Here is a 25,060-nt window from a genome sequence, read left to right on the forward strand (position 1 = left end):
CTTTTATAATTATGATCGGAAACCTCCTGCACCAACTCTAACAAATTATGATTGAGTTAGCGAATTTATAATCAAATATCTAAAAATTAACCCTGTAGAAGTTTTATAATTGAATAATTATGTTTTGAATTTTAGTAAACTAGAGCCAACTAAATTTTTCCCAACACCAGCTTTTTCACTAAAATACTTCGTTGCATCCCTTGACAATATTTAAAAAACTAGGTTTTTTGGGTGTGTACTTTTGGAAAATGGGGATAAAATTTATTAGTGTTAGTCCTGGAGAACTCAACCGGATTTTTTAACCCCCTTACTTCGTTCAAACTGACATCTTACACCATTTTCACTAAGCTTTTTATGCGCGGGTTCTCCTGCCAGACCCCTACTACCCACAAGAAAATTTAATTTTTTTGGAACCGGCCGGAAAGCCTGTTCATGAAAGAGGTGCGCTGGGGGGTGAGTTCCCACCCTCAATAAGAGTGAAAAAACCCGGTTGAGGAGAGTTGAAGTGCCGGCAGGACTGATGATCAAGTTGAGATTTTGCCCTTCAGTAGAAAAAACATGGCAAAACCTGGTAGCAACCGGAGGCCGAACCCAGCATCGCATTTCCAGACTGTTGTTGGAATCAAGACCGCATCTACAAACTCCCGAGTTAATGATCGTAAACAGGATTGTCTTTAGGACTAATTAATTTAAGCAACTTTTGCTTGATCTGAGCATCGAATACTTCCCATTTGTGCCTTGCATAATCGCTATTCTCATTCCCGCCCGAAAGAAATCCCACCGGAATTTCAAAACCTCCTGCTTGACTTCTGCCACCGCCAAAAAAGCGTCCTTGAGCATCTTGTCCGAAGGCTTCTTTAATGAATTCGTCGGGGTCGAGAGTGAGTTTATTAGTCCGCAGCGACCCAATTACTACTTCAATCTCCTCATCTTTGTCGTGAACAATTCCGTAAACAACGGCTGTATGTACGTTCTCCTCTGTTACTAAAAAGTCCGCCGCTTGGGGAATAGAATCCCGATCGTCATAGCGGAGGTAGCCGATGCCGGCGATCGAAAAATTGTTCTGGACGGTGCGGTGTTTGAGCGATCGCTCGATCGCGTCCATCACCCACTTAGAACGAGACGACTGTAACACGGCATTCAGCAACTGCGGGTCGTAAAACCGGCTCAAATAAGCCGCAGCCAAAAAGTCCTCCTCCTGAGCTTGTCTGAGGGCGATCGTATCCGATCGCAAACCGTGCATCAAAGCTGTAGCGCACTTGATGTGCAGACTGACGCTGGCGTCTAGAGCTAAAAGTCCAGACTGTAAATACTCGGCAAAAATCGTGGCTGTAGCGCGGATTTGAGGGCGCAAATCGGTAAATTCTGCGTTCATTTCCCCCTGCAGATTGTGGTGGTCGATGACGGAGGCGATCGGAACTCCAGCCGCTAAAATAAACTCGGTTAAGTTACAAGTCGTCCCTTGGTTGTCGATGAAAGCACAGCCCTGATACGCGGACAAATCCTTAGTTTTTAGTGTTTCCACCGTCCAGCGCTGCAACGGCAACCCTGTCAATTTAACTAAGGCAATATTTTCTTGGTGGCTGAGGGCGCCGGCGTAGATAATCTCGCATTGGATATCGTACTGTTCGGCGATTAATTTGTAAGTCCAAGCGCTTGAAAGGGCGTCGGGGTCTGGAAAATCTTGCAGCAAGATTAACTGGCGAGTGCCTTTGTGCCGATCGAACATTTGGCGCAATTGCTCGACTTTGCGATCGTGCAATTCCTCGCGGAGACGGCCACGATTCTCTTGGGAAGCAACTTCGGCTTTGCTGCGCCGTTTCCCAGGCGCACTCACTGCGGGTACAACCTCGCTGCTGGTATCAAGTTCACCTTCGCGGTTGCCAGATGTTCCATCGGAATTGGTAAGGGCGTGGTCTTTCATCATTAAAAATTAACTTAACTATTTCAGGATGTGCGCGACATTCTATCTTAAACCCGGTTTCTTTGTAGATGCCTCGTTGTCAAAGCCAATACTTCTGACGAGAAACCGGATTTAAGAGCGTAAATTCTCTCTTTAATTTTTTAATTCATGCAGAGAGTGTGTGTTGCCAGGAACGAAGCAATCTCATAACTAACAACTCCTGCAAAAAACCCCCGCGCTTGCGCTGACAGGGGTTTTAAAGGCCTATTACATATTTTTGCCATTCTTTGTGCATACCGCTCTTAACGTGTTTAGTGACTTCAAAATAAAGACCGCTGTGAGGTTTCCTAGGCGGATAGCGCAGCGACATTCCCGCTTCTTTCGGGGTGCGGCTGCCTTTATTGACATTGCAGCGCACGCAGGCGGTGACGAGGTTTTCCCAACTGTCGCCTCCTCCGCGCGATCGGGGAATTACATGATCGAGAGTTAAATCGTCCCCCGTGTAACTACAGTATTGACAAGAGTGTGCATCCCGGTGCAAGATGTTCCGGCGGGTCAGCGGAATATCCTTATAGGGAACTCGGACATAATGGCGGAGTCGGATCACAGTTGGTAGCGGGAAGTTTGGCGCAATAAATTTCCCGTTGTGTTCAACCTGTTCTGCTTTTCCTTTCAGCAACAAAACTACCGCCCTTCGCCAATTGGTGATGTTAAGGGGTTCGTAGGAGGCGTTCAGCACCAGAACATTGCCCATTGTTGATTATTAAAGAGAATATTTTTTTCGATGTTAACACAGGTTCCCCTTTAGGTGGGACGGCCTCAGGAAGGGCAAGGCTCAGCAAAAAACGGTGCAAAACCACTCCTTTACCCTATACCTTCGTGCTTGCGCCCCCTGTGGCTGCACCTGTTTTCTGCCTTTGGTGTTTGTCAGGGAGCTTTTTTCCCGGAGTTTTGGCTTAGATGAGGCCAGTGTGTGGGATCGCAAAAATTTGCAGAATAAATTTTATTTTTTTCTCTAAATGCCTAATCTTCCCGGCAACAAACAGTTTAACTTTTTAGACTATTAGTAACCTTAAATGAAAAAGCTTATTTCTGCTCATGAAATTTCGGCTCTTAAAGTCTGCTTTTAGCGCGTCAATTATTGCCCTTGCTGCTCCGATTTTAGCAAACAGTCCAGCCTTTGCCCAAGCGCCTTCATTCTTCTGCGGCGCTGCTGGCGGCCGCCCAGCTACAATTGCTGTCCAACAAGGCAAAAATATTCCCGTTATTTTGTGGCTAGCTGATAACTATTTCAATGAATCAGGAGAAGATGCGATTACTCGATGTACCAGAGTCTCAGGAATTCTCAACAACTCGCAACCGCAAGGAAGCTGGGATAATATTGTCACAGCAGGTGCATCGACCACCGGTAAACTAATTATTTGTGCAGCTAATCCTCAAGACGGTTCCTGTAGATTATTATATCAAGTACCCAAAGGTCAAAATCCCGAACAAGCCCGACAAGAACTCTTAAAAAGAGTTACAAATCCTAATGTAAGTGTTTCACCTGTTAAAGTAAATTGATAGTCATAACTCATTAGCTACGGATAGGAGATGGCAATGCTGTGTCCTACGTGCTAAAGTCAGGTATGCACCCTACTTACAGATAGTTGAAACTCTGGTAAAATACTTCGGTTGAGTGGTGAAAAAATTGCAGCTTTGCTTCAGCAATTCTTCTAACCCTTCAACCTGCCTCAGCCAGACAGTGCCGTTGCTTCCAGCTACAGCAATTTGCTTTCCGTCTGGACTCCAACTGACACTAACAACATTCTCCTCGAACTCAAATTGAGCAACCTGCCGCCCCGCTAAATTCCACAGCCGTACAGTCTTGTCAATTCCCACTGTAGCCAGCCGTTCTCCGTCGGGACTAAAACTAATTGATTTCGCATCAAAATGCAAGGTTTGAAATTCCTTAACTAATTCTTTTTCTGACAGATTCCACAGCCCCACTTTGCCATTCAATGTTACTGTAGCAAAGCGATACTGGTGTTGAGCCGGAGTGAAACTGAGCCCAATTGCCTGAACAGGCAGTGTTTTTTTCCGCTTGCCCGACAAATTCCAAAGTCGCACTGTAGAGTTGCCATCTAAAGTCGTTATGAAATTGCCGTTTGGGCTAAAATTTACGCTTCTCACTAAGCCGTTATGACCTGGGAGTTTCAGGCTAGACGATACTAATTGTGGCAGTTTAGACAAATCCCAAATTGCAGCATAGCTGTCTATCCCTGCCGCCGCTAATAACTTTCCGTCGGGACTAAAACTGATGCTGGTAACAGAGCCTTGAATTCCTTTCAAATTAGAAATATTTTTACCTGATAAATTCCATATTTTAACAGTGCTGTCCCTTCCGGCAGTCGCTAAAAAGTTACCGTTTGGGCTAAAATTTACCATATTAACTGACTGCTGTAAAGCTCTCCATTCAACAATTTTTTGCCCGGAAAAGTTCCATATTCTAACTCTACCGTCTATTCCTGCGGTTGCTAAAATTTGCCTCTTTGGGCTAAAAGTGACGCTGGTAACTGCACCTTTATGAGCTTGCCACTTTATCTTTCTTTGCGGGCTTAATGAGGCTTTGAGCTGCTGTGTTTCACTAATTTTATCGAGAATTATTTGTAAGGCTAACAGCGGTCTAGTTGCCGGGTATTGTTCTAGCTTATGTTTGTTTTCAACCAAGGTTTTTAATTTTTTCCCGGAGGCGATCGCCCTCAGTAAAGCTTCTGATAAAGCTTCGCTATTTTCTGTCTTTTGAGAAACAGCCAACAATAAAGCATCGCTGCCATTTTGTTCGATTTCAATACTTGCTTGTGCTAGTTTAAACCGCTGGTAAGCGAGAGTTGAAAAGCCGATCGCCGCCAGTAACGATGCTGCCAGTACCGCAGAACCGATGCCGATCCACTGTTTGGCTTTTTGTTTGGCAGAGTCAGCTTCACTCCAAGCTTTTTCCGCATCCCAGACAGCTTTTTTGGTTTCTAGTGTAGCTGAATGCAGCAGTTGATTTTGGTCGCTCAAAATAACTTTCTGGCTGGCAGTCAAAAACTGAAAATCTTCGTTTCTCAAACTTTTTCCTGCCGCCCAAACTAATGCTGACTGCAAATCATTCCCTCGCAACAGTTGGGAATCATCTTCACAGCTAGAATTTAGCCAGACTTTGATCGCTTCCGAGTAAGGCGAGAGTTTTTCTAATTTTTCTTCAATTAATTGTTTGTTAAATACAGCTTCATAAATAGGATTAGAAATTGTTAATTTCTCCCCACGCTTAACAATTAATCCGCTTAATCGCAACTCCATTTGTTCGGCACTACCATCGGGGACAATTTCAGTTTGTTCTAAAATTTGCTGATACAATCCCAGTCTCCTGACAATGCGCTGGTTTTCTTTGAAAAGCCGATCGCGAATTGTGGACAAATGTTCTGGGACATCCTGAGATTCCCAATTCTCCACTATTTTCAAGCGCACTACCTTTTCAACCCACTCTTTAGAAGTGTTAATTTTATCTTTTTCCCCCCCTTGGGCACGGGCGGCTGTATTTTCCTCTCCCCGTTGGCAAGGGGCGGCTGCATCTTTCTCTCCCCGTTGGCAAGGGGCGGCTGCATCTTTCTCCCCCCCTTGGCAAGGGGGGGCTGGGGGGGGTAAATTCGGGATTAATTCGGCATTTTCCAACAATAGTTTGCACAGCTTTTGAGTCAGGAACGGCTGCCCGCCCGTCCAATACAAAACCTCTCTCAAAACTTGATTAGGGCTGTCTGTAAACTCTGCCAACCCCGCTGCTAGCGGTTGAGCTTCGGTTTCGTCAAAACCCGTTAATTCGATCGCCTTGCCAATATTAAAAGGAGTATTGCTGCTGGCATTTTTCTCGCGGCACAAATCCGTCGGCGATGCTACGCCTAAAAGAGCCCAAGTTAGGCGATCGAACTCTGAATTGTTGGCCCGCTTGTTGTAGCACGATCTAATTAAGGCTAAAAAATCGTCGGCGGGAAAATCTAGGGCGAGAATGCTGTCGATTTCGTCAATAAAAATGACAATATTACTGGAAATGTTGGGTAATAGTATGGTTTCGATGAATTCGCTCAATCTTTGAACCGGGGTTAAAAAATTGCGATCGCGCCACCAAGTCCGCACGTTGACAATATCTGACAGGTTAAAGTTATTTTCGAGAATGCGTAGCAAACCAGCATACCACTGTTCGGGAGTGACGCCGCGGTTGCCAATTTCCGAAATGTCGATCGCAGCACAAGCAATTCCTTCATTTCTCAGCCGCTGAATTGTCCGCACCTGCAAGCTAGATTTGCCCATTTGCCGGGAATTCAAAACATAGCAAAATTCCCCGGCTTTTAATCCGTTATAAAGGTCGTCGTCGGCTTGCCTCTTCACATAATTCGGAGCGTTATTTGTCAAACTCCCACCGACTTGATAGTAACTGGGCTTTGTGGTAAAATTCATAAAATAAAAAAGAACATTCGGCGGTTTAAACCGCTCAAGAGTCAAACGAAGTCCCTCTCTAAGAGACTAAATAATCGAGGGCTTATTATAATTTTGTATGATTAATTGTACCACAATAAATGAATATACTTAATTAAATCTCAGATACAAATGGCTAAAAAAGTTGCTAGATGAGCATTTTTCCTTCTTCCTTCTTCCTTCTTCCTTCTTCCTTCTTCCTTCTTCCTTCTACTTACAGCATGAAAACTGATTGGACTGGATATAACGACGACAAAGACAAGTTAAGAGCTGAAATTTGGTCTTTGCTGAAGCAGCAAGCCGCATCTATTGGCGATCCGTTGGGTCATATCCCCAACTTTGTCGGTACTCAGTTGGCTGCCGAAAGATTGGCAAATTTACCAATATGGCAACAAGCAAAAACGATTAAGTGCAATCCAGATTCGCCACAAATTCCGGTGCGGATGCGAGCTTTGCAAGATGGAAAACGCCTGTATATGGCAGTACCGCGATTGACAGACGATCGCTGTTTTGTAGAGTTAACTGCTGAAGATTTGCAGCGGCAAAATATATCTATTGCCGAAAGTGCGATCGCCCGCAAAGCACTGACTTGCGGAAAACTGGTAAGTTTTGCAGAAATGGAGCCGATTGATTTAGTAATAGTCGGCTGCGTAGCAGCAGGGCCGGGCGGTGGAAGAACCGGGAAAGGTGCAGGTTTTGCCGATTTGGAATTGGCTATGTTGAAAAAATTCGGGTTAGTACAAATCGATACGCCAATTGTCACAACAGTGCATCCTTTGCAAATAGTCGCCGATTCGCGTTTACCAATGCAGGCTCACGATTGGGCGCTGAATTGGATTGTTACTGCTGAGGATGTAATTGAGACTAATACAAGTTATCCGCGTCCAATTGGGTTAAACTGGGACTGTATACGGCCGGAACAGTTGGAACAAATTCCGATTTTGCGAAAGTTGAGAGCGCAAGACTAGATAAGGAGTTTCTTTGCTAAACTTGCCTAGAGTTTACTATTACAAAAAATATGAAAGTTATTTTGGGCGACATCACAAAACTGGAAGTTGATGCAATCGTGAATGCTGCAAATACCAGTTTACTTGGGGGTGGTGGAGTAGATGGAGCAATACACCAAGCAGCAGGTTCAGAACTTCTTCATGAGTGCCGATTGCTTGGAGGATGTAAGATTGGGGATGCTAAGCTAACTAAAGGATATAACTTGCCGGCGCGGTTCATCATCCATACAGTAGGGCCAGTATGGCGGGGAGGTAATCATGGAGAACCTGAACTCCTGGCCGAGTGTTACCGCAAGTGTATGCAAATCGCCGCAGAGCAAGAGTTAGAGAGTTTGGCATTTCCTTGCATTAGCACTGGGATTTACCAATATCCTAAAGCTCTAGCAGGTGAGATTGCAGTGAAGATATGCTCAGAAGAAATACAAAAGAATGGTGGTTCTCCAAGAGTAATTTTTTGCTGCTTCGATCGAGAGAATTATGAAATTTATGAAAGGATTCTATCTAACTACAGTCTGAGGTAGTGAATTTAGTTAGGTTAGGGTTTTTACCCTAGTCTTAATATCTACATTTTTTACTATTTATTTAACAAACCGCGAAGGCGCGTTAGCGCTAGGAGGCGAAGCAAGACAGAAGAAGAAGGTAATTTCATGATATATCTACTTTGTGGTGAACACGCGCCATGCAATGAAAGCTGTAAAGGCTAGATAACCAAACACGGTTATCCAATCTAGCCAATTATCGGAAGTTATCAAAAAAATATCGTTCATAGGTATCATTCACCTGATTATTACTTACCGCACTTACAGACAAAATTTTACACGATCGCGCTTAAGTGCGATCGAAAATATTGTCGATACAGTTCGCACCTCGGCACGCACTCGTTCCCCTGCAATTTCACCAACCCCAAACTTTCCAACTTAAACGCCTGCATTGGCTTTAATTGCACGGGATTTTCTGCCTGTGCAATCTCTCTCATCCCCTGGGCCAATTCTGGATATTCTTCTAAATTCCACAGTTGGCGGCGCAAATGGTCGCTGTAAATTCCCGCATCTGCGATCGCAGTTTCTTTTAATTCATCGAGTGTCAAACCCGATCGCGAAATGTGATATAATGCAACTCGCACTAAATACGGATGTCCCCCGACAAGGGCCATCAATTCCTCAACTTTCGCCTCCGACCAATTCAACTGGTGGCGCGCTGCTAAATCTTGTATTTGCTGATGGTTGAATTCTGGCAAATCTACTGGCAGCCCGACGTTGAAAGGCGATTGATTGATGTTCATTGGGATGTAAACTTCGGTGGAGTGAACTACAATTAATCGCAGTTTTTTCCAGATATCGCGCCGCTTCGATTCTTCGTGCCACGCCCGCAGCAGTCCTAAAAAGTCTTCGGCAATGTCGGGATATTGGAAAACGCGATCGATCTCGTCTAATCCTAAAATTAAAGGACTGTCGATTTGCGGTAAAATGTATTTTTCAAAGTAATCTTTGCAGTTGACTTTGCTGCCAAAAATCTCGTCCCAATAATCGTCTAATTGATTGGCTAAGTGCAACTCGCGGCCGACGTAAGCGCAAAACCATTTTAAGAATTTATCTAAGTTGGCAAAGACGCCTTTATCTACTAACTGAAAAGTTAGCGGCACGGTGCAATAACCTTGACGGGCGCCGTGATGCAAAATTCTTGCCATCAAGGAAGTTTTGCCCATTTGTCTCGGTGCTTTGATTCTAATTAACGCGCTGGGCTGCACAATAGTTTGATAGCAGTGTTCTTCGATGGGCGGGCGTTCTACATAAAATTGAGAAGCGACATCCACTTGTCCTCCCGGTAATTCCGGTTCGGCGGCGGGTAGAGGTATTTCGTCGCTGCTAATTTCTAATAGCTGTTTTTGCGTTAAATCTTCCGTTTGTTCTGTGACTGGTGCGGGTTTTTCTGCTAGCAAATTCACAACTTCTTCGATAATAATTGGAGTGTCGGCGGTGGTTTTCCATTCCCTCTGTTTGATGCGGTACAGATAGCCCCGCAAGTCGTGATTGAGAGGCGCGTTCAGGGGAAAGCCGACGCGGATAGGGAGAATTATGGGTTTTCTGTCAGGGCGGGAGTCTTGCAGTTCTTTTGCTTGCTGAACTTGATATGTTAGTAGTTCGCTTTGGTTTCCCGTTGGCGGCAAAAGTATCAGCAAATAATCGCATTCTTGAAGGAATAAATTAATGCGATCGAACCAATTATCTCCCAATCTAATGTTATTTTCTGCTGTGAAAACTGTATGACCGATCGCGCTTAAGGCCGTTTCTAACTCTTTTCCCAATTCGCGATCGGGATCGGCGCTGCGATAACTGACAAATATTTTAACAATTCTGCTGCTGGTGGCTGTATCTTCCGCTGGTGGCAAATTGTCCAGCTCGTCTAAATTTTCCGGTTCCTCAAGTTTAGCCGATCGATGGTCGCTAGCAGCCAGAGTCATTTCAAAAGCCGCGAACAACTGTCGAATTTTACTCAAATCCGCACCTTCTCTACCCTGCTTAATTTTGCTGACTGTATCGGCACCAACGCCAGACTCAGCCTCGATTTCAGTCAGAGTACCTCTAATGTTATTTCGGTCAGACCATTCTTGGAGCGCCTCGTTAAGTTTCTTTAAGCCAGAGGCAGTGAGAATGCGACCGCGATCGCGTTTTGACTTGAGCACTTCGCTTGCAGTGAAAGGAGAACGAATCTAGAAATTTTAACGCCTTAAGTTCCTATTTTGGGCGATTTTAAGGGAGATAGTCCGCTAGGCGGAATTTAAGAAATTTTACGACCAGAGGTTTTTTGGGCGATCGACTCCTCAAACTCTGTCCTGATAACGGCTTCAACAGTTGAATATATTTGAGGAGAAAAAGTTTTTCTTAACTCCCCAATCTCCGCCGCTAATCACCACTTAACTTTTTAGAGTAGATACACCAAGCAAAAAAGGAGCAGCCAAATGAGCAAAATCTTACACAGACTGGCAATGGCCGCTTTGGGAACCGCCGCCATTTTCACAATTAATACACTTAATAATTTAACAGAAGCATCAGCCGCTGGTAAATTTGACCAACCAGAAATTTATCAAAACACTGTTTTTCCACTTGGCGTACCGGGGTCAGTTCCATAAATAGCGCAATTCATTGATTGATTGATTTAATTGAATTAAGGAGAAATTATGAAGTCTACACTGTGTTCGCCACAACCTATAGCTACCAAATCTGACTCCGTTGACGCTGAGGCGATCGATGCCTGCACTGCACTTGCATGGGTGGAATTGGTAGCATTAGATGCTAGCGCTCTCACGGGGGACGATTGGCTGGCTTTGTGCGATGATATAGATAGCGGGGAAATCTACCGCTGCTGGTTTTTGTGGCGCGATCGCGAAGTTAGCGGTAATTGGGAAGCTTACGATCCTTTGAGCGATCGCCGATTTGTTGCTAAAGGAAAAGTGTTTTTAAAAGCCGCGATCGACTCGCTCGAAGATGCTAGAAATCGAGAAGTCGCCTAAGTTTAATTCATCGCAGGTGAATAAAATTTGTGCCTACAAAACAAGAATTCTGCCAAGAGAATCCGCCAGTGTACAAAGTTTTGTCGGCCTGCGCGAGACTGGAAGAAAAAGGGGTAATAGAACCGGATTTGATAGTGGGACTTAAACAAGTTTTAAGCCCAAACAAAGCCCAAACTGGCTTTATATAAAGTAAATAGGTCCCTGTTTTCTTGCAACCAGCCAAAAAACCTGTAAGATATAGCTGTTCTAAAAGCTGACAAAGCTTCAGTAAATGTTGTTAAAGGTTGGTTAGCCCACTGCCGACGCAATCCTCCTGTTAACTGATGCCAAATGATAAAAGTATAAGCACAAAATACTAATATTAAATGTCGATAAAGGCTTCTCTTTCCTCGGATTTGATATTCTTTTAACCCTAGCCATCCTTTAGCTTCACGGTAAAACACTTCTACCCAATTACGTTGGGAGTAAGTTGTTACTATCCATGATGCTGTTGCCCGCTCACTGGCAGCGTTAGTCACTAAATAATCAACTTCTGTGGCGGTAGAACAAGTCGGAGCATTCATGACGATAGCGACTGTTTTTGGCCCGGACATGGTTGAGAATTCTACTGTGATAGTTGCTACCCACACAGTTCTGGGCTTTTCCCGATTTAGTGTAATAGCACTTAAAGCCTCTGCTGGTAAACGTTTTGCTAATTCTGAGAGTTTGAGTTCTTCGGGTTGTCGCTCGGGTTCTATTTGACAGACTACTTTTCGATTTTTGGCTAATCCTCCTACATAGGTTAACTTCCTTTTCTCTAACTCCTGCAAAAATCTACTATTATTCCCATAGCCTGCATCGATTAAAACTACTGCTGGTCGCTCTTTCCTTTCTAAGCATTTGTCAATTAGTTTGATGGCTATATCGGGTTTTTTAATAAATTCTGGATTTTCTTTTCCTTGAGGTAACGAATGAGCGTGTTGATATAATTCAACATCAAGTGGTAGGCTTTTCACTCCATCATATAAGTGTGTAGTTACCACTACTACACCATTATCTGTTTTTCCGATTTCTCCAATATATTGCCGACCAACTCCTGCTGTTAAATTGCCACTTTTTCTGTGACCGGAATCATCTATTATCAGAGTAAACCCTCTGCTGATATGAGTCTGCCTACACTGCTGCATCACCTGCAACCGTCGTTGGTTAACTTGCTGGGCATTCCAAGGAGCTTCTGTCAAAAAATGATGCAATCGGTTGTATGTAACTCCTATACAGTCTCTTGACATCTGAGTCAGGTTTTTTCGCTCACTTTCTCCCAATAATCCCCCTAAATAGTGCTTAAACCCTGTTTTTTGGGCTTGATGGCTAAAAACATCGTCAAAACGACGACACCATCGATCGAAGCATGGTGGCATGGCGCTAGGAGTTGTTTCTTTCATTGCGCGTTTTTGACGTAAAAAGCTTAACCTGACTACATTATACTATTTTTAGCACAATTTTTTTGTTTAAGTCCCGATAGGAGTGCCGGAAACGAAATACTCCCAAAGAGAATAAAAACATTACGGCTGCGGGCAAGAGTTGACTGTATGATGCTAGGTGCTTCATCTCGAAAGCGGTTGATAACGTTTTTCCAGTCGCTTTCTTGCTGCAGCCGTTAAACTCTTTCTCTTCAAACATGACTCCTAAACTGCGATGGCTGTTGCCGGCCGCCCTTAGTCTTTTCTCGCTCGCCCTGCCCGCAAAAGCTGATACACTAACATCTTGGCACTTCGATCCCAGGGGAAATCAGCTCAATTTAACCACAGATTCAGGAGTTCAGCCGGAAGTTAAACTAATTGCTAATCCCACCCGCTTAGTAATTGATTTACCGGGAATAGTCTTGGAATATCCCGAAAGTCCTCAAAGTTACAACTCAGCTATTCAACAAATTAGAGTCGGGCAATTTGACACCGGAACTACCAGGTTAGTCATACAATTAACTCCCGGTTATAAGTTAGACCCGCAAAAAATCCGAGTCATTAGAGAATCTGCCACGCGCTGGTCATTTCAGTTGCCAAATCCCGAGCAAATAGCGGGGAACGAGTCTTTTATACCCACAGCTATTACTCGCATAGAACAAGCAGCAGGTCAAGTTACGCCCTCTGTTTCGCCGGGAAATAAGATAAACTATTCCACTGATTTGGTGATGTCAACAGGCTCGGAAATGACAGCCATCAAGCCTCAAATCGAAAGTGCGATCGAACAGTATAGATCCCTGAGCGCCGGAATGTTTTTTCTGGATTTAGATACAGGCAACTATTTAGATATCAAAGGCGATCGAGTATTTCCGGCCGCCAGTACCATCAAATTACCTATTCTGATTGCTTTTTATCAAGATGTAGACGCGGGCAAAGTTAGCCTAGACGAAACATTAGTTATGAAGTCTGACTTAGTAGCCAGCGGTTCTGGCACTATGCAAGACAGACCAAATGGAACTCGGTTTAGCATCAGAGAAACCGTAGATAAAATGATTACCATCAGCGACAATACAGCCACCAACATGATTATTGAACGTTTGGGGGGAATTGCTAAACTTAACGAGCGTTTTCGCAGTTGGGGATTAACGGACACCCGAATTCGCAATTGGTTGGGAGATTTTCAAGGAACAAATACCACAAGTTCTGTGGATATGGTAAAGTTGCTGGCGATGCTATCTCGCGATAAATTAGTTTCTGAATCGAGTCGGGAACAAGCTTTAGAATTACTGCGGAACACAACAACTAGAACGCTTTTGCCTTCGGGTTTAGGCCCGGGAGCCGTGATTGCTGACAAAACCGGAGATATCGGCTTTGTGGTTGGCGATGCGGGAATTATTGATATGCCCAACGGTAAGCGTTATTTAGCGGCAATATTTGTCAAACGTCCTTACAATGACCCGATTGTGAGAGATTTTGTCCGTCGGATTTCGCGGATTGTTTACAATTATTTAGACCAACCTGCGGCGAGAGTACCGGATAATTTGCGTTGAGCAGACAATTCGGCGATTGAAATCGCTACTAAACAAACAAAGTCCGCCTTCGCGGACTTGAAGAGAAGATTTTTAATTACTAATGACTATTCTTTGCGCTCGATGGCTACAGTCAAATGAGCCACAACTGCCCCTACTGTAGCAAGTACAGCAGCAATTGGAAAGACTACTGAGCCTGCCACGCCGCCTACTAATCCCGCCATCAGCGGAATGTCTGCCAAAGTCCGCCCTTGCGAGTTTTTGATGACGAGGCGGCGGAGTTTTCCTTGCTGAATTAGTTCTTTGACTTTACCAATTAGGCTGTCGCCGCTAATCTTAAATTCTTCCACTCTGACTTTTTCCTCTGCTGCAAATTCTGAGGCGTATAAAGGAGTTTCAACTGTTGGGTTGGCTGAATTTCCTGCCGCTGCTGTTTCGTCTTGTAGAATTGTTACTTGTTGTTCTTTTTGTAAGTTCATTTTGTGTAAGGGCGGGTGAAAACCAGCCGTTTAATTTCTATACTCTTATCTTCGGCGATCGCACTTGGGAATGACAGGCCAGGAAACCCTACAATGTGCATTCGTACTTTCCACCCCCGCCTTTTTACTCAAAACTTTATTTTTGTCTGGTTAGAGCGGGGCGGGTTTATCTATTCCTAAAGATAGAGAAGATTTTGTTGAAACAACCCGTCTCTAGATACAAGTAAGGTGCGTACTGCCAGCCCGGGTCTTGGTGGCGACTGTCGGTTGAATCTTTAAGTTGGACACCAAGTGAACTAAAGTCAGGGAAAATTATTAAAATTAAAACTTTATATTTCTAGAATGACTTCAAAACTGATTGCTATCTAGGCACAATCGACCTATGTCTTGCAATGCCAGTTCCCAAAAGCATCCCAGAGATAGCATCGCATTGGCGAAGCACAATAAAATCAGAAACTCAAACCGAGTACATCAACTAACATCTGAATCAAGATATTAAATTGGCAGATTTACCTCCATTGCTGGATACGAGTCAATTTCATGTCAGCCATGTATTTAAGCAGTCGGCACATCCCCCTACAAATACCCGATCGCCCAACGGGTAAAACGGGCAAAGCAATTGTTGAAATTTTCTAGATCGATGATGGACATTGCCGTATTGGTGTGAATTCAACAGCCACAGCCATTGGCAGCACACAGTTTCGGCAATTTACGGGGATGACACCGAGAGTCGGAGCGAATTAAGCGAGCGAGGTTTTGTACAGTACACAGTTTGTTATGCCGCTTTTCAGTAGTCCTAATCTTCGTCTCCCCAATCTGGATCAATATCCCCAAAATCAATGCTGACAGGTGTTTTCATCTCCACTTCAACCTCATCTACTTTGACCTGTGCGCCAACCCTTTTAAAATCACCTGCAAATGTAATTAAAACCTCCACCTCCAAATTGTCTTGAGTATTTACGCTATAGCCTCCTATTCCAACATAATCTTTGTCGATATGATCGTAGACATAAAATGAAAAACTGCACTCAACATTGACATCAACACTTAATTTTGATTCAACTATCAAGCTATTGTCATCAAAATTAACAGGTCTAAATATTATGTTAGGAGACTCAAGCAATTCAAATTCAAATTCCGTGACCTTGATTTGTGTTACTTCTTGTTCATAATTAAAAGAAGAGTTAGCCTCTGGATAAATATCCATTTCACAAATTTTATAATCTAAAGCATTAAAGACAGCTTGTTTTACATCTTCAAGAACGCCATTTTCATATTGTTGGGATAAATGTCTACATAGATCATCAGCATTTTGAAACAGTCCTAAAACGCCGGCAAAGTCATCACTAGAGTAAAGTCGTTCAGAGCCTTTGCAGAAATTTTTCCAGTCATTGTCAGATGTAACAACAATAATTTTTGTTTTGTTTTTATTAGCCCAAGTCTCAAGAGAGATTAAAGCAATTGCATCAGGAAATTCATTTTTTTTCTTACCATTTTCAGAAAAAGGGGGCTTGGCTCTAAAATATTTTTGTATTAGTTCGGTGACTATTAAATAATCTTGAGCTTCGAGAATCTCCAGAGATGTAGCCTCTATAAACTGACTAAATCGCTCAGACGCAACTTCTTGTGCTTCACGTCCACCGAAAAGTGAGTTTTTTATGTCTTCAATATCACTATCCTCAACTTGCCAATAATCCTTAGCGTCTTTGAGGGATTTATCAATGTCCCTTTGTGCATCTTTGGTTTTTTTAGTTAAGTGCGATAATACTTCCTCTTTAACCACCTCGGAGATAATCAACTTTGTAGAATTATCTAGAAATTGGTCTAATTGCTTAAGCAGCCCAGACTCTAGCTTTAACCCTTGAGACTCAAAAATTGATGTATCCAAACTAATTGCTCCAAACTCTCCCATTCTGACAAGCTCCTTAAGTTCATTTAGTTCCATATGTTCCATATATTTAAGTCACGAAGATACAAGATATTAATATATAAATTTTATCACATTCTTAACATTTATTAAAGTTTATATCCTCATAAAAATCAAGTTCGCCCTTGTCTTGAAGAAGTTTCATCGGAACGACAGACCATACCGATGCAACCCGAAAGGATCGAACTAAGTTAAACTAAGTCAGGTAAATGACTTTCTATACAGATGACTATTTTTACTCTACGATCGATCAAAAAAGACTTCGGCATCAAGGAACTCTTGACAGATGCCAGTTTCAGCCTGGATGAAGGCGATAAAGTCGGACTCATCGGCACCAACGGTTCCGGCAAATCAACGCTGCTGAAAATGATTGCGGGTATGGAGTCGATCGACTCTGGCGATCGCTGGGTCAATCCAGGGTCTACAATTGTCTATCTCCCCCAACAGCCGGATTTAGACGAAAATCACACTGTCTTAGAGCAAGTATTTGCCGACAGTGGCGAACAAATGGCTTTAGTGCGCGAATACGAGGAAATTTCCGATCAATTGTCCCACGGCAAAGGCGATACAGACAAGTTGATGGCGCGTCTGTCTGCAGTGTCTGAACGCATTGATGAGGTGGATGCGTGGGATTTGGAAACCAAGGCGAAATTGATTTTGACTCAGTTGGGGATTGAGGATTTTGATGCGAAAATTGCCGATTTGTCCGGCGGCTACCGCAAGCGAATTGCCTTAGCAACGGCATTGTTGTCCGAGCCCGATGTGTTGCTGATGGATGAACCGACAAACCACTTGGATGCGCTGTCTGTAGAGTGGTTGCAGAACTATTTGAACGGCTATCGCGGTGCTTTGCTGCTGATTACCCACGATCGCTATTTTCTCGATCGCGTTACCAATCGGATTCTGGAGATCGATCGCGGCGACCTTTACAATTATGCTGGCAATTACGCTTATTACTTGGAGAAAAAAGCCTTAGCTGAAGAATCCGCCGCCAGCACTGTTCGCAAACACGCGGGTGTATTGCGGCGCGAATTGGAATGGCTCAAACGCGGGCCGAAAGCGCGGAGTACCAAGCAAAAAGCTCGGATCGATCGCATTAAAGATATGCGAGCCCAGGAGTTCAAAACAGCCAACGGCAAAGTCGAAATTGCCACAGCGGGCCGCCGAATTGGTAAGAAGGTGATTGAGTTATTGAATATCTGTAAAGCTTATGGCGATCGCACTTTAATTAAAGATTTTACCTACAATTTCACACCCGAAGACCGGATTGGAATTATTGGTAGCAACGGTGCGGGAAAATCGACGCTGATGGATATCATTACCGGACGCATTCAGCCGGATTCGGGTACGGTCGAAATTGGCACAACCATTCATATCGGTTATTTTGACCAGCATTCAGAGGATTTGACGCCGAACGAAGACCAACGAGTTATTGAATACTTGAAAAGTGTCGCGGAATTGGTGCAAACGGCGGATGGGGAAATCATTACCGCTTCTCAAATGTTGGAAAAGTTTCTGTTTCCACCGAACCAACAGTATGCACCGATTAACAAACTTTCTGGCGGGGAAAAGCGCCGGTTATTTCTGTTGAAAGTGCTGATGAGTGCGCCGAACGTGCTGATTTTGGACGAACCGACAAACGACTTAGACGTGCAGACTTTGGCGGTTTTGGAGGATTATCTCGAAGATTTTAACGGCTGCGTGATTGTGGTGTCCCACGATCGCTATTTTCTCGATCGCACGATCGACATGGTTTTCGCCCTAGAACCGGGCGGCAATTTGCGTTTGTATCCCGGCAATTATTCGGTGTATTTAGACTACAAGAAAGCCGAAGAAGCCAAAGAAATCAAAGGGCAAAAAGAAAAAGAAAAAATTACACGCACCGCTGAATCTAATAATTCTAAAAGCCCAACTTCTACTCAAAAATCTACCAAAGTTTCCTTTAATGAGAAGCGGGAATACGAACAATTAGAAAGTCAAATTCCACAGATGGAAGCTGAGAAACAAGAGATTGAAAAGAGGTTGTCTAACAATGCTCCCAGCGGGTTTGCCGAGGTGAAGAAGTTATCGGATCGTTTGGCTCAGTTGACGCAGCAGATCGATCGCGCGACTGAGCGCTGGTTGGAACTGGCGGAACGGGTGGGTTAATTTGGGTTGTCCGAGTGTTGTCTTTAGCTCCTGCTCACAATGACAGGAGCTAGAGTAATTATGGATGAAAAAATTTCCTGCTGAAACGAATATATATTGACAAATTTCAATATTTTTTTCTTTTTGTATTACAAATAGTAGTGTAAAAAAATATTAGGAATAATGCTTGTTTAGCAGACCATTTGGCAACCTTTGACAATTTATTACCTAAGTGTGATGAAGCTATGGTACTATTAAAGTTATAAAATCGGTTGCTTGTTACTACTGTCAAGCAAACTGACCAACAAACTTAAGACGAGTAAAAGTCTGAAATCCTTGTTAAACCTGCAAGGCGATCGGAAACAGCGCCAAAAAACCCGCTTTTTTTGCGAGAGCCTCAAGTAAAGCTGTATGTCAAAAACTGTGAAGACCCGGAGGGTGGGATTGACACAAGCAGTGAATATGCAGTAAAAGTCAGCGTAAGCAAATAAGACTGGCAGCAGAAAACAGGGACTAAAAGGCCCAAAACAGGTAAAAAAAAAGTCGATCGGGCAAAGTAAGTTGGCCGAGGACTAAAAATATGGTGATGAGTGAGATACAATTGACCTGTTCCGAGCCAAGAATTGGTCAACATCACAAGTATCCTGTAGAAGTCAAAAGTTAACAGTCTCAGGGTTGTCGAGCAGCGCGAATCAGAGAAAACTATGCCTCAAAAAGTAATCGCCAAACAGATGTCTTTGGAATCAGCGTCCGATCCGATCTCCGTGGTTGCGACCGTCGAAACAGTGCCAGCCGAAGCAGTGGCAGTAGAGTCCTACGCCGATCGGTTGATGGACGAACTGTTTGAAGGAGTCGATCGAGCATTCGACGGCAGCGACGGACTGCCATCGGAACCAGTGCAGCCTGAATTCGTGGCGCTCAAGTCGATCTCTGTACCTCAAATAGTTTTGTCGCAGTTGGCACCCCCCCAGCCGCAGAGGGGGGAAAAAGACGTAGAAGCGATCGCCCGCCAAGTCGCCCTAGAAACAGCCAAAAAACAGCAGTCCAAACAATCATTCGACAGAATGCTGCTGGGAGCAGCATTTGGGTCGCTGCTGCTAGTCATGGGGTTATGGCTCGCAAGCAGGTCGGGATTGGTGCGCTTGCCCGCCGCCCCCGCACCAGAGACACCCGCAGCAAGTGGCAAAACAGCACCAGATACCCAGTTTGTCGAATATGTGGAACGCTCCCTAGAAGCGATCGAACAAAAAAAAGCACCCCAAGCTAACCCCCAACTTGCAGGAGTTCCCGGAGCCCCCACCCCAGGGACACTGCCGAGCATTCCAATTTCCGGCGCGCCGCCGGCAACCGCAGGTCTTTCGACAGCAGTCAACCGCATTGCTAATGCCCTCGAACAAGCTGCCTCGCAGCCGGGAGCACCAGCACCTCAAGTCGTAGTCATCCCTCCCCCCGCTCAGGTGACTGTGGCTCCGGCTGCTCCGGTAGCTGCTGCTCCGGCTGCTCCGGCTGCTCCGGCTGCTCCTCAAACCGCTGCAGTTTCCCCCTCGCCTGCTGCTCCAGCCTCGGGTCGTGCGATCGCCGCTGCGGGAACTCGCTCTCCCCTCGCCGCTTCGCCTTCCCCCTCGGAGTCTCCCCAGCCAAAGATTTTGGCTCGCGAAACCGAACCGGCACCAGCGCCCCCAGCAGCAGCAGCCCAGCAATCCGCGCCCGCGCCCGAGCAATCCGCACCGGCCGTCAGCAGCGCCCCGACTTCCGCCCACACGTTGGTAGGGATTTTGGAGTTGGGCGATCGATCGGCTGCTTTGTTTGAAGTAGACGGCGTAGCCCGCAGAATTTATGTGGGCGAAAGCATTGGGGCTAGCGGTTGGACGCTGGCAGAAATCAAAAATCAAGAAGCCGTTATCCGCAAGGGAGGAGATGTGCGATCGGTTTTTGTCGGCCAAAAGTTCTAATCAGTCATCAGTTATCAGTCATTAGTCATCAGTCATTAGTTATGAGTTAGGTCATCGGTAATCGGTAATGGGCCGCGATCGGGCTGTATATCACGAGCAGTGACAACAGTTATAATATAGGAACCGCCAAGACGTTCTTAATGGCTGAAACCATTGCTCTTATTACTTCTTGCTTCTATCCGTTAAATCGGTTCCCCCATTCGTTGCCGAACTTTCTTCTGCTATAACTAACAACTCAGGATCAATAATCGATCTCCAGTGACTAAGAACCAATGACTAATAACTAATGACCAATGACTAATGACCCAGGACTAATGACTGAGGAATTATAAAAAATGGGCTTATTTGATGATTTCAGCCGCTTTCTAGAAACCAGATTAGAAGAATTTTTGCGTAGCAATCCCCATCTGGAATTGCAGGCAATAGAAGAACAACTGAAGGAACAAGAAGAAGACACTCTGCGGCTGATTCTCGATATCCAAAAACAAGAGAAAAAACTGCAAGCCGAAATTCTCTCCGCCGCTCAAGAAATTCAGCGTTGGAACGATCGCATCAACAAAGCTAAAGCTGCTCAAAGGCTCGATTTAGCTCAAGCCGCCCAAGAGCGGCAAGCAGCTTTGTTGCGTCAGGGAAATCAGCGCTGGGGTCAAATGCAAGGCTGCAAAGAACGGATTGAACAAGCAAAAGAACTCTACCGCCAAATTCAAGTACGGCGAAAAGAAGTCCGAGCAAAAGCCGCAGAAGCTGCAACTCGAACTACCACTAAAACAGAGCCAAATTGGGATACAAAGGGTTGGAATCAGAGTTCAAATTATAACAGTTTTAATGCGGCAGATCCTTTAGAAGAAAAGTTTCAACACTGGGAAGCTCAGGAAGAACTAGATCAAATGAAGCGGAATATAGGCCGATAGTTACGAAATTATCCCAATTTTTTAGGGACTGGTTCACTCGAAACTCGGATTCCCAACGCTTATATTCGTCAACCCCCCAGACTCTCAGGTATGGCGATCGCTCGCTCAGACTTTATCAAGAAATTGGGTTTAAAACCCCGTCCTTCGCTCGACGGCTTTCTCCTAATGTAGGGGATACGACACGTACTTGTAAAGCTTTGTGAACAAGTTTAGCGATGTTAAGCTAGCGTTGCTAGCATAAGAGTATCGTGATTAGGTCGAAGTCATGCTAGTTTTTGAATTCAAAGCATACGGTAAAAAGCAGCAATTAGATGCTATAGATGAAGCAATTAGAACAGTGCAGTTCATCCGCAACAAAGCATTGCGCTTTTGGATGGACAACCAAAAAGTCGATAAATACGACTTAAATAAGTACAGCGCTGTTTTAGCTAAAGAATTTTCGTTTTGCGATGACTTGAACAGCATGGCTCGGCAATCTAGCTCAGAAAGAGCGTGGTCGGCAATCTCCCGATTCTACGATAACTGTAAAAAGAAAATTCCGGGAAAAAAGGGATTTCCGCAGTTCCAGAAAGACAACCGCTCGGTCGAATATAAGACAACCGGATGGCGTCTGGCAACCGACCGGCAATCTCTCACTTTTACCGACAAGAAAGGAATCGGGAAACTCAAACTAAAAGGGACGCGCGACTTACATTTTTATCACCGTAGTCAAATCAAGCGAGTACGCTTAGTAAAGCGAGCAGACGGATATTTCGTCCAGTTTTGCGTTCAAGTTGACCGCTCTCAAAAGATTGAGGTCACAGGCAATGCCATTGGATTAGACGTGGGGCTCAAAGAGTTCTACACAGACTCAAAGGGCGTTGCCGTCGAAAATCCGCGATTTCTGGGCAAGGGAGAGTACAGATTAAAAAAAGCCCAAAGACGAGTTTCAAAACGAGTCAAGGGTTCGCACAACAGAAGAAAAGCTAGAGTGATTCTAGGAAAGCGCCACCTCAAAATAAGTAGACAGCGTAAAGATTTTGCCGTGAAATTGGCAAGATGCGTCATCCAGTCAAACGACTGTGTAGCCTACGAAGATTTGAGGATTAAAAATATGGTGAAGAATCACTGTTTAGCCAAATCGATTAACGACGCATCTTGGTATATGTTCCGAACATGGATGGAATATTTCGGCAAAGTATTCGGAAGGATTACGATTGCCGTGCCAGCCAATGGAACAAGTCAAGAATGTTCTAGCTGCAGGACTGTTGTTAAGAAAAGTCTATCAACGCGAACCCACGCTTGTCAGTGCGGATGCACCCTTGATAGAGATTGGAACGCCGCTAGAAATATCCTCAAGGAGGGGATTAAGTACGGTGGGGCACACCGGAACTTGGATCTTAGATCCGAACGCTTGTGGAGAATTGACCGCTACCGATGTTGAAGCAATTCTGCATCGGCAAGTCGATTCTGCGAAACAAGAATCCCCTCGGCTTTAGCCAGGGGAGTGTCAAATAATTACCATCCTAAACTTGTAGGGACAATTAATTAATCATCCCTACAATATTCTCACCTAATTAATTAGAATCTATGCCTAACGGCATCAAAAGTTTGGGAATAATAGGCGTGAAGATTAGAGTAAAAAAGAGAGATTCTGAATCAACAAAAAGTTTTTTAATTTAAATCGCTGCGGTTATTCACAACGGTTGCTCTGCTTGAGAAGGTGGCTCTTCTGGCAGCGGAATAAACTCTGTCTCTTGAGGAACCTGAGCAAACCGTCCCTCTCTCCAATCGAGTTTAGCTTCCTCAATGCGCGAGTGGCGACTTGAAACAAAATTCCACCACTTATGCCGCTCACCAACAGGTTCACCGCCAATCACAATACAACGAGCCTTGCCTGAAGCAGAAATGTTTACTTCAGTGCCTGAATGTAGAACTGCCAACCGATGTTGTTCCAGAGGCACTCCATCGATAACAAGCCCCTCTGTTACGCTGTAAACCGCCTGTTCGCTGTAATGGCCAGGTAAGGTAAATTCTCTTCCAGCAGTCAGTTGCACGTCCAGATAAATCATGGGTGAAAATATTTGAACTGGGGAAGTACGACCATAGGCCTCACCGGCAATTAGGGTGAATCCCCAACGATGATAGGATTTTGATGGCTCGCGACTAAAGCAATGGAACCGCTTCGGGTTGCGGGCCTCCCCGAATTCAATACTTCACAGTTAGCGGCAAACTCTTCACCCCTAAATCGGCGATTGACGCGAGCCGATCGCACAAACGCCGCCAGCCATCCCAATTTTTCAGCACCACACAGCCCGCGCTACCGGGATAATTGGCGTCAAAATGCAGACCTAACTCGGCTCGAATTCCTTTATCCGAAACTACCGGGTCGGGCGTGATGTGGAAAAAATCGCCCTCTACTCCCCTTGTCTCTAAATAGTAAGGCTCGGTTGGGATTTGGTATTCACCTGCCGGAATCGGGCCCTTCCCCCTCACCCATTCATCACCGGGGCGCTGCCAGTCGGCACAGCCCGAAGTTGCCACATAGTCGATCGCTCGATCGTCTGGGTAAATTAACTGCAAATTTCCATAAATTAGCTCTGACGATTGGTGCAAATCCATTGTAAAAATTAGTTGGTGCATTATATTTTGTGCTTAATTTGTTCGATTAATGATTGAATTTCTGCAAGTGTTTTTCGCCCTGATACTAAATCGCGCCGACCCGCAATCGTCATACCCTGTATGTATCCGTACTCTTTGCCTAAATCCTCTAAGCAATCTACTAACTGAGATTTACTAGAGTTAGGAATTTCTAAAAGTTGTTTAGCTTTGTCGATTGTCATGCTGCGCTCTCGGGGGGGAAACGAGCAAACCGCCCAACAGTGTTAGAATCGGCGCTAGAAAAGGAATAAGTGCTGTAGGGTTTTCTTTTTGGAAAATTAAGACTATGCCCGCGCCAACTAACATAATTACAGATATATTTAACGAGGCAATAGTGAAACGATACGAGTATTTGTCCACTTATTAAAAGTCTGTATGTTGGGGTTTATTCTCTTCTGGCAAAGAGGGTTTTCGCCGCATATCTAAAACCCTAAAAATGTCATTTACAGCATTTTTTAAGAGCCCGAGTTCTACCATGGTGTGATTGTCATTCTGGATAGATTTTTGGGCGAACCTATTCCATTCCTTAATCTCGTTTCTCACATCTTTCATGTTTGATTCGGCTCGCAGTGTTGCAACGGTAAAGGCTCCCGTTGCAACAGCACCAGCGCAACCGATGGAGATTCCAATAATCTCTATCAAATCTCTAACATTCATTTAATTTCCAGTATATATTTCAATAACTAGCGCGATTTCTTTAAGCCAGCGCACAGGCTCAAACTTGATGCGGTATTCAGCGGTGAAGACGGGCAGCTTTATTAATGTTTGCCTTTTCAATGGAACGGCCCAGCGCGAAGCCTCGAAGTCCGGCCCTGACGTGCTACTGCCTAATAATTGCGTTAGTCGTCCTGCTAACCACCACGTAGGCTTAGCTTGCAAGGATGTTGTATAAGCTCTAATTGTGTGATTAGTGAAGCTTCCCGGAATTAGTATTTTTTCAATTGGATTTTCACCCGCAGCCGAGTAAAAGCCATTGTGTACAACTTCCCAATTACTCTCATCGTCGAGGCTCATTTCTTTATTCGCAATAGTAGGGCGGCAAGGTAATTAAATACCGCCCTAAAAATTACCCTGATTAGGTTGTGGGAGGTGCTACCGCTACCGCTTTTTTCTTGCGGCTCTTGGTACCGGCCAAGATTGT

General features: G+C 44.6%; 21 protein-coding genes and 2 pseudogenes. 10 read left to right on the forward strand and 13 right to left on the reverse strand.

All coding sequences use genetic code 11. From position 1 onward, the window contains the following. Positions 1–649: 649 nt before the first annotated feature. Together D0A34_09485 and D0A34_09490 are read right to left on the reverse strand one after the other, a co-directional pair. On the reverse strand, positions 650–1,924 hold the full coding sequence (locus D0A34_09485) for a bifunctional oligoribonuclease/PAP phosphatase NrnA (protein UNU19069.1): 1,275 nt from the start codon (positions 1,922–1,924) through the stop codon (positions 650–652). A 235-nt stretch (positions 1,925–2,159) separates the two neighbouring features. Then, complete coding sequence (locus D0A34_09490) at positions 2,160–2,657, reverse strand: HNH endonuclease (protein ID UNU19070.1); 498 nt, start codon at positions 2,655–2,657, stop codon at positions 2,160–2,162. A gap of 344 nt (positions 2,658–3,001) precedes the next feature. On the opposite strand from D0A34_09490, the gene D0A34_09495 reads away from it, so the two are divergent. Further along, on the forward strand, positions 3,002–3,466 hold the full coding sequence (locus D0A34_09495; protein ID UNU19071.1) for a hypothetical protein: 465 nt from the start codon (positions 3,002–3,004) through the stop codon (positions 3,464–3,466). 72 nt (positions 3,467–3,538) lie between these two features. Here D0A34_09495 and D0A34_09500 read toward each other — a convergent pair whose 3' ends face one another. After that, positions 3,539–6,379 (reverse strand): hypothetical protein, encoded by a 2,841-nt coding sequence (locus D0A34_09500; GenBank protein UNU19072.1) that lies wholly within the window; start codon positions 6,377–6,379, stop codon positions 3,539–3,541. Between the two features lie 239 nt (positions 6,380–6,618). On the opposite strand from D0A34_09500, the gene D0A34_09505 reads away from it, so the two are divergent. Together D0A34_09505 and D0A34_09510 are read left to right on the forward strand one after the other, a co-directional pair. After that, positions 6,619–7,365 carry a 5-formyltetrahydrofolate cyclo-ligase gene (locus tag D0A34_09505; GenBank protein ID UNU19073.1) on the forward strand — a complete coding sequence of 249 codons (747 nt, stop codon included), beginning with the start codon at positions 6,619–6,621 and terminating at the stop codon, positions 7,363–7,365. Between the two features lie 50 nt (positions 7,366–7,415). Beyond that, entirely contained in the window at positions 7,416–7,925 is a 510-nt protein-coding gene (locus D0A34_09510) for an O-acetyl-ADP-ribose deacetylase (protein ID UNU19074.1), read from the forward strand. 293 nt (positions 7,926–8,218) lie between these two features. Here D0A34_09510 and D0A34_09515 read toward each other — a convergent pair whose 3' ends face one another. Continuing rightward, on the reverse strand, positions 8,219–10,087 hold the full coding sequence (locus D0A34_09515) for a TIR domain-containing protein (GenBank protein ID UNU19075.1): 1,869 nt from the start codon (positions 10,085–10,087) through the stop codon (positions 8,219–8,221). A 495-nt stretch (positions 10,088–10,582) separates the two neighbouring features. On the opposite strand from D0A34_09515, the gene D0A34_09520 reads away from it, so the two are divergent. Further along, positions 10,583–10,915: a hypothetical protein gene (locus tag D0A34_09520; GenBank protein ID UNU19076.1), complete on the forward strand. Its 333-nt coding sequence runs from the start codon at positions 10,583–10,585 to the stop codon at positions 10,913–10,915. Positions 10,916–11,067: 152 nt separating this feature from the next. Here the strand turns inward: D0A34_09520 and D0A34_09525 are convergent, their stop codons facing one another. Together D0A34_09525 and D0A34_09530 are read right to left on the reverse strand one after the other, a co-directional pair. Further along, a complete protein-coding gene (locus tag D0A34_09525) occupies positions 11,068–12,336 on the reverse strand; it encodes an IS701 family transposase (protein UNU19077.1) in 1,269 nt (422 codons plus the stop codon). Positions 12,337–12,373: 37 nt separating this feature from the next. Then, on the reverse strand, positions 12,374–12,574 hold the full coding sequence (locus tag D0A34_09530) for a hypothetical protein (GenBank protein ID UNU19078.1): 201 nt from the start codon (positions 12,572–12,574) through the stop codon (positions 12,374–12,376). On the opposite strand from D0A34_09530, the gene D0A34_09535 reads away from it, so the two are divergent. Beyond that, entirely contained in the window at positions 12,573–13,904 is a 1,332-nt protein-coding gene (locus D0A34_09535; GenBank protein ID UNU19079.1) for a serine hydrolase, read from the forward strand. The genes D0A34_09530 and D0A34_09535 overlap by 2 nt on opposite strands. Before the next feature lie 86 nt (positions 13,905–13,990). On the opposite strand, the gene D0A34_09540 is transcribed toward D0A34_09535, so the two are convergent. Beyond that, positions 13,991–14,362 (reverse strand): DUF4342 domain-containing protein, encoded by a 372-nt coding sequence (locus D0A34_09540; protein UNU19080.1) that lies wholly within the window; start codon positions 14,360–14,362, stop codon positions 13,991–13,993. A gap of 419 nt (positions 14,363–14,781) precedes the next feature. Here D0A34_09540 and D0A34_09545 point away from each other — a divergent pair. Continuing rightward, a pseudogene (locus tag D0A34_09545) lies at positions 14,782–15,106 on the forward strand (AraC family transcriptional regulator). A gap of 52 nt (positions 15,107–15,158) precedes the next feature. On the opposite strand, the gene D0A34_09550 reads toward D0A34_09545, so the two are convergent. Beyond that, on the reverse strand, positions 15,159–16,316 hold the full coding sequence (locus D0A34_09550; protein ID UNU19081.1) for a hypothetical protein: 1,158 nt from the start codon (positions 16,314–16,316) through the stop codon (positions 15,159–15,161). 198 nt (positions 16,317–16,514) lie between these two features. On the opposite strand from D0A34_09550, the gene D0A34_09555 reads away from it, so the two are divergent. The 4 genes from D0A34_09555 to D0A34_09570 all read left to right on the forward strand — a co-directional run bounded on the left by D0A34_09555 (position 16,515) and on the right by D0A34_09570 (position 22,702). Continuing rightward, positions 16,515–18,437, forward strand: coding sequence for an ABC transporter ATP-binding protein (locus D0A34_09555; GenBank protein ID UNU19082.1), 1,923 nt, complete (start codon positions 16,515–16,517; stop codon positions 18,435–18,437). A gap of 683 nt (positions 18,438–19,120) precedes the next feature. After that, entirely contained in the window at positions 19,121–20,368 is a 1,248-nt protein-coding gene (locus D0A34_09560; protein ID UNU19083.1) for a hypothetical protein, read from the forward strand. 335 nt (positions 20,369–20,703) lie between these two features. After that, entirely contained in the window at positions 20,704–21,279 is a 576-nt protein-coding gene (locus D0A34_09565; GenBank protein ID UNU19084.1) for a TIGR04376 family protein, read from the forward strand. 265 nt (positions 21,280–21,544) lie between these two features. After that, positions 21,545–22,702, forward strand: coding sequence for a transposase (locus D0A34_09570; GenBank protein ID UNU19085.1), 1,158 nt, complete (start codon positions 21,545–21,547; stop codon positions 22,700–22,702). Between the two features lie 253 nt (positions 22,703–22,955). Here D0A34_09570 and D0A34_09575 read toward each other — a convergent pair. From D0A34_09575 to D0A34_09595, 5 genes and pseudogenes are all read right to left on the reverse strand, one after another. Further along, a pseudogene (locus D0A34_09575) lies at positions 22,956–23,390 on the reverse strand (pirin family protein). A gap of 76 nt (positions 23,391–23,466) precedes the next feature. Then, positions 23,467–23,901 (reverse strand): hypothetical protein, encoded by a 435-nt coding sequence (locus D0A34_09580; protein UNU19086.1) that lies wholly within the window; start codon positions 23,899–23,901, stop codon positions 23,467–23,469. Beyond that, positions 23,901–24,101, reverse strand: a complete 201-nt coding sequence (locus D0A34_09585; GenBank protein ID UNU19087.1) for a hypothetical protein — start codon at positions 24,099–24,101, stop codon at positions 23,901–23,903. Before D0A34_09585 ends, D0A34_09580 begins: the two co-directional genes overlap by 1 nt. 181 nt (positions 24,102–24,282) lie before the next feature. Further along, positions 24,283–24,576 carry a hypothetical protein gene (locus D0A34_09590; GenBank protein UNU19088.1) on the reverse strand — a complete coding sequence of 98 codons (294 nt, stop codon included), beginning with the start codon at positions 24,574–24,576 and terminating at the stop codon, positions 24,283–24,285. Then, a complete protein-coding gene (locus D0A34_09595) occupies positions 24,577–24,933 on the reverse strand; it encodes a hypothetical protein (protein ID UNU19089.1) in 357 nt (118 codons plus the stop codon). Between the last annotated feature and the right edge of the window lie 127 nt (positions 24,934–25,060).

The sequence above is a fragment of the Microcoleus vaginatus PCC 9802 genome, assembly GCA_022701275.1.
GTDB lineage: Bacteria > Cyanobacteriota > Cyanobacteriia > Cyanobacteriales > Microcoleaceae > Microcoleus > Microcoleus vaginatus_A.

Coding starts and splice junctions, on each gene's coding strand:
- D0A34_09495 (UNU19071.1), top strand. CDS start 3,002: ATGAAATTTCGGCTCTTAAAGTCTGCTTTTAGCGCGTCAATTATTGCC.
- D0A34_09570 (UNU19085.1), top strand. CDS start 21,545: ATGCTAGTTTTTGAATTCAAAGCATACGGTAAAAAGCAGCAATTAGAT.
- D0A34_09485 (UNU19069.1), bottom strand. CDS start 1,924: ATGAAAGACCACGCCCTTACCAATTCCGATGGAACATCTGGCAACCGC.
- D0A34_09530 (UNU19078.1), bottom strand. CDS start 12,574: ATGTTTGAAGAGAAAGAGTTTAACGGCTGCAGCAAGAAAGCGACTGGA.
- D0A34_09590 (UNU19088.1), bottom strand. CDS start 24,576: ATGAATGTTAGAGATTTGATAGAGATTATTGGAATCTCCATCGGTTGC.
- D0A34_09510 (UNU19074.1), top strand. CDS start 7,416: ATGAAAGTTATTTTGGGCGACATCACAAAACTGGAAGTTGATGCAATC.
- D0A34_09490 (UNU19070.1), bottom strand. CDS start 2,657: ATGGGCAATGTTCTGGTGCTGAACGCCTCCTACGAACCCCTTAACATC.
- D0A34_09520 (UNU19076.1), top strand. CDS start 10,583: ATGAAGTCTACACTGTGTTCGCCACAACCTATAGCTACCAAATCTGAC.
- D0A34_09505 (UNU19073.1), top strand. CDS start 6,619: ATGAAAACTGATTGGACTGGATATAACGACGACAAAGACAAGTTAAGA.
- D0A34_09535 (UNU19079.1), top strand. CDS start 12,573: ATGACTCCTAAACTGCGATGGCTGTTGCCGGCCGCCCTTAGTCTTTTC.
- D0A34_09540 (UNU19080.1), bottom strand. CDS start 14,362: ATGAACTTACAAAAAGAACAACAAGTAACAATTCTACAAGACGAAACA.
- D0A34_09580 (UNU19086.1), bottom strand. CDS start 23,901: ATGCACCAACTAATTTTTACAATGGATTTGCACCAATCGTCAGAGCTA.
- D0A34_09595 (UNU19089.1), bottom strand. CDS start 24,933: ATGAGCCTCGACGATGAGAGTAATTGGGAAGTTGTACACAATGGCTTT.
- D0A34_09585 (UNU19087.1), bottom strand. CDS start 24,101: ATGACAATCGACAAAGCTAAACAACTTTTAGAAATTCCTAACTCTAGT.
- D0A34_09555 (UNU19082.1), top strand. CDS start 16,515: ATGACTATTTTTACTCTACGATCGATCAAAAAAGACTTCGGCATCAAG.
- D0A34_09525 (UNU19077.1), bottom strand. CDS start 12,336: ATGAAAGAAACAACTCCTAGCGCCATGCCACCATGCTTCGATCGATGG.
- D0A34_09550 (UNU19081.1), bottom strand. CDS start 16,316: ATGGAACATATGGAACTAAATGAACTTAAGGAGCTTGTCAGAATGGGA.
- D0A34_09565 (UNU19084.1), top strand. CDS start 20,704: ATGGGCTTATTTGATGATTTCAGCCGCTTTCTAGAAACCAGATTAGAA.
- D0A34_09560 (UNU19083.1), top strand. CDS start 19,121: ATGCCTCAAAAAGTAATCGCCAAACAGATGTCTTTGGAATCAGCGTCC.
- D0A34_09500 (UNU19072.1), bottom strand. CDS start 6,379: ATGAATTTTACCACAAAGCCCAGTTACTATCAAGTCGGTGGGAGTTTG.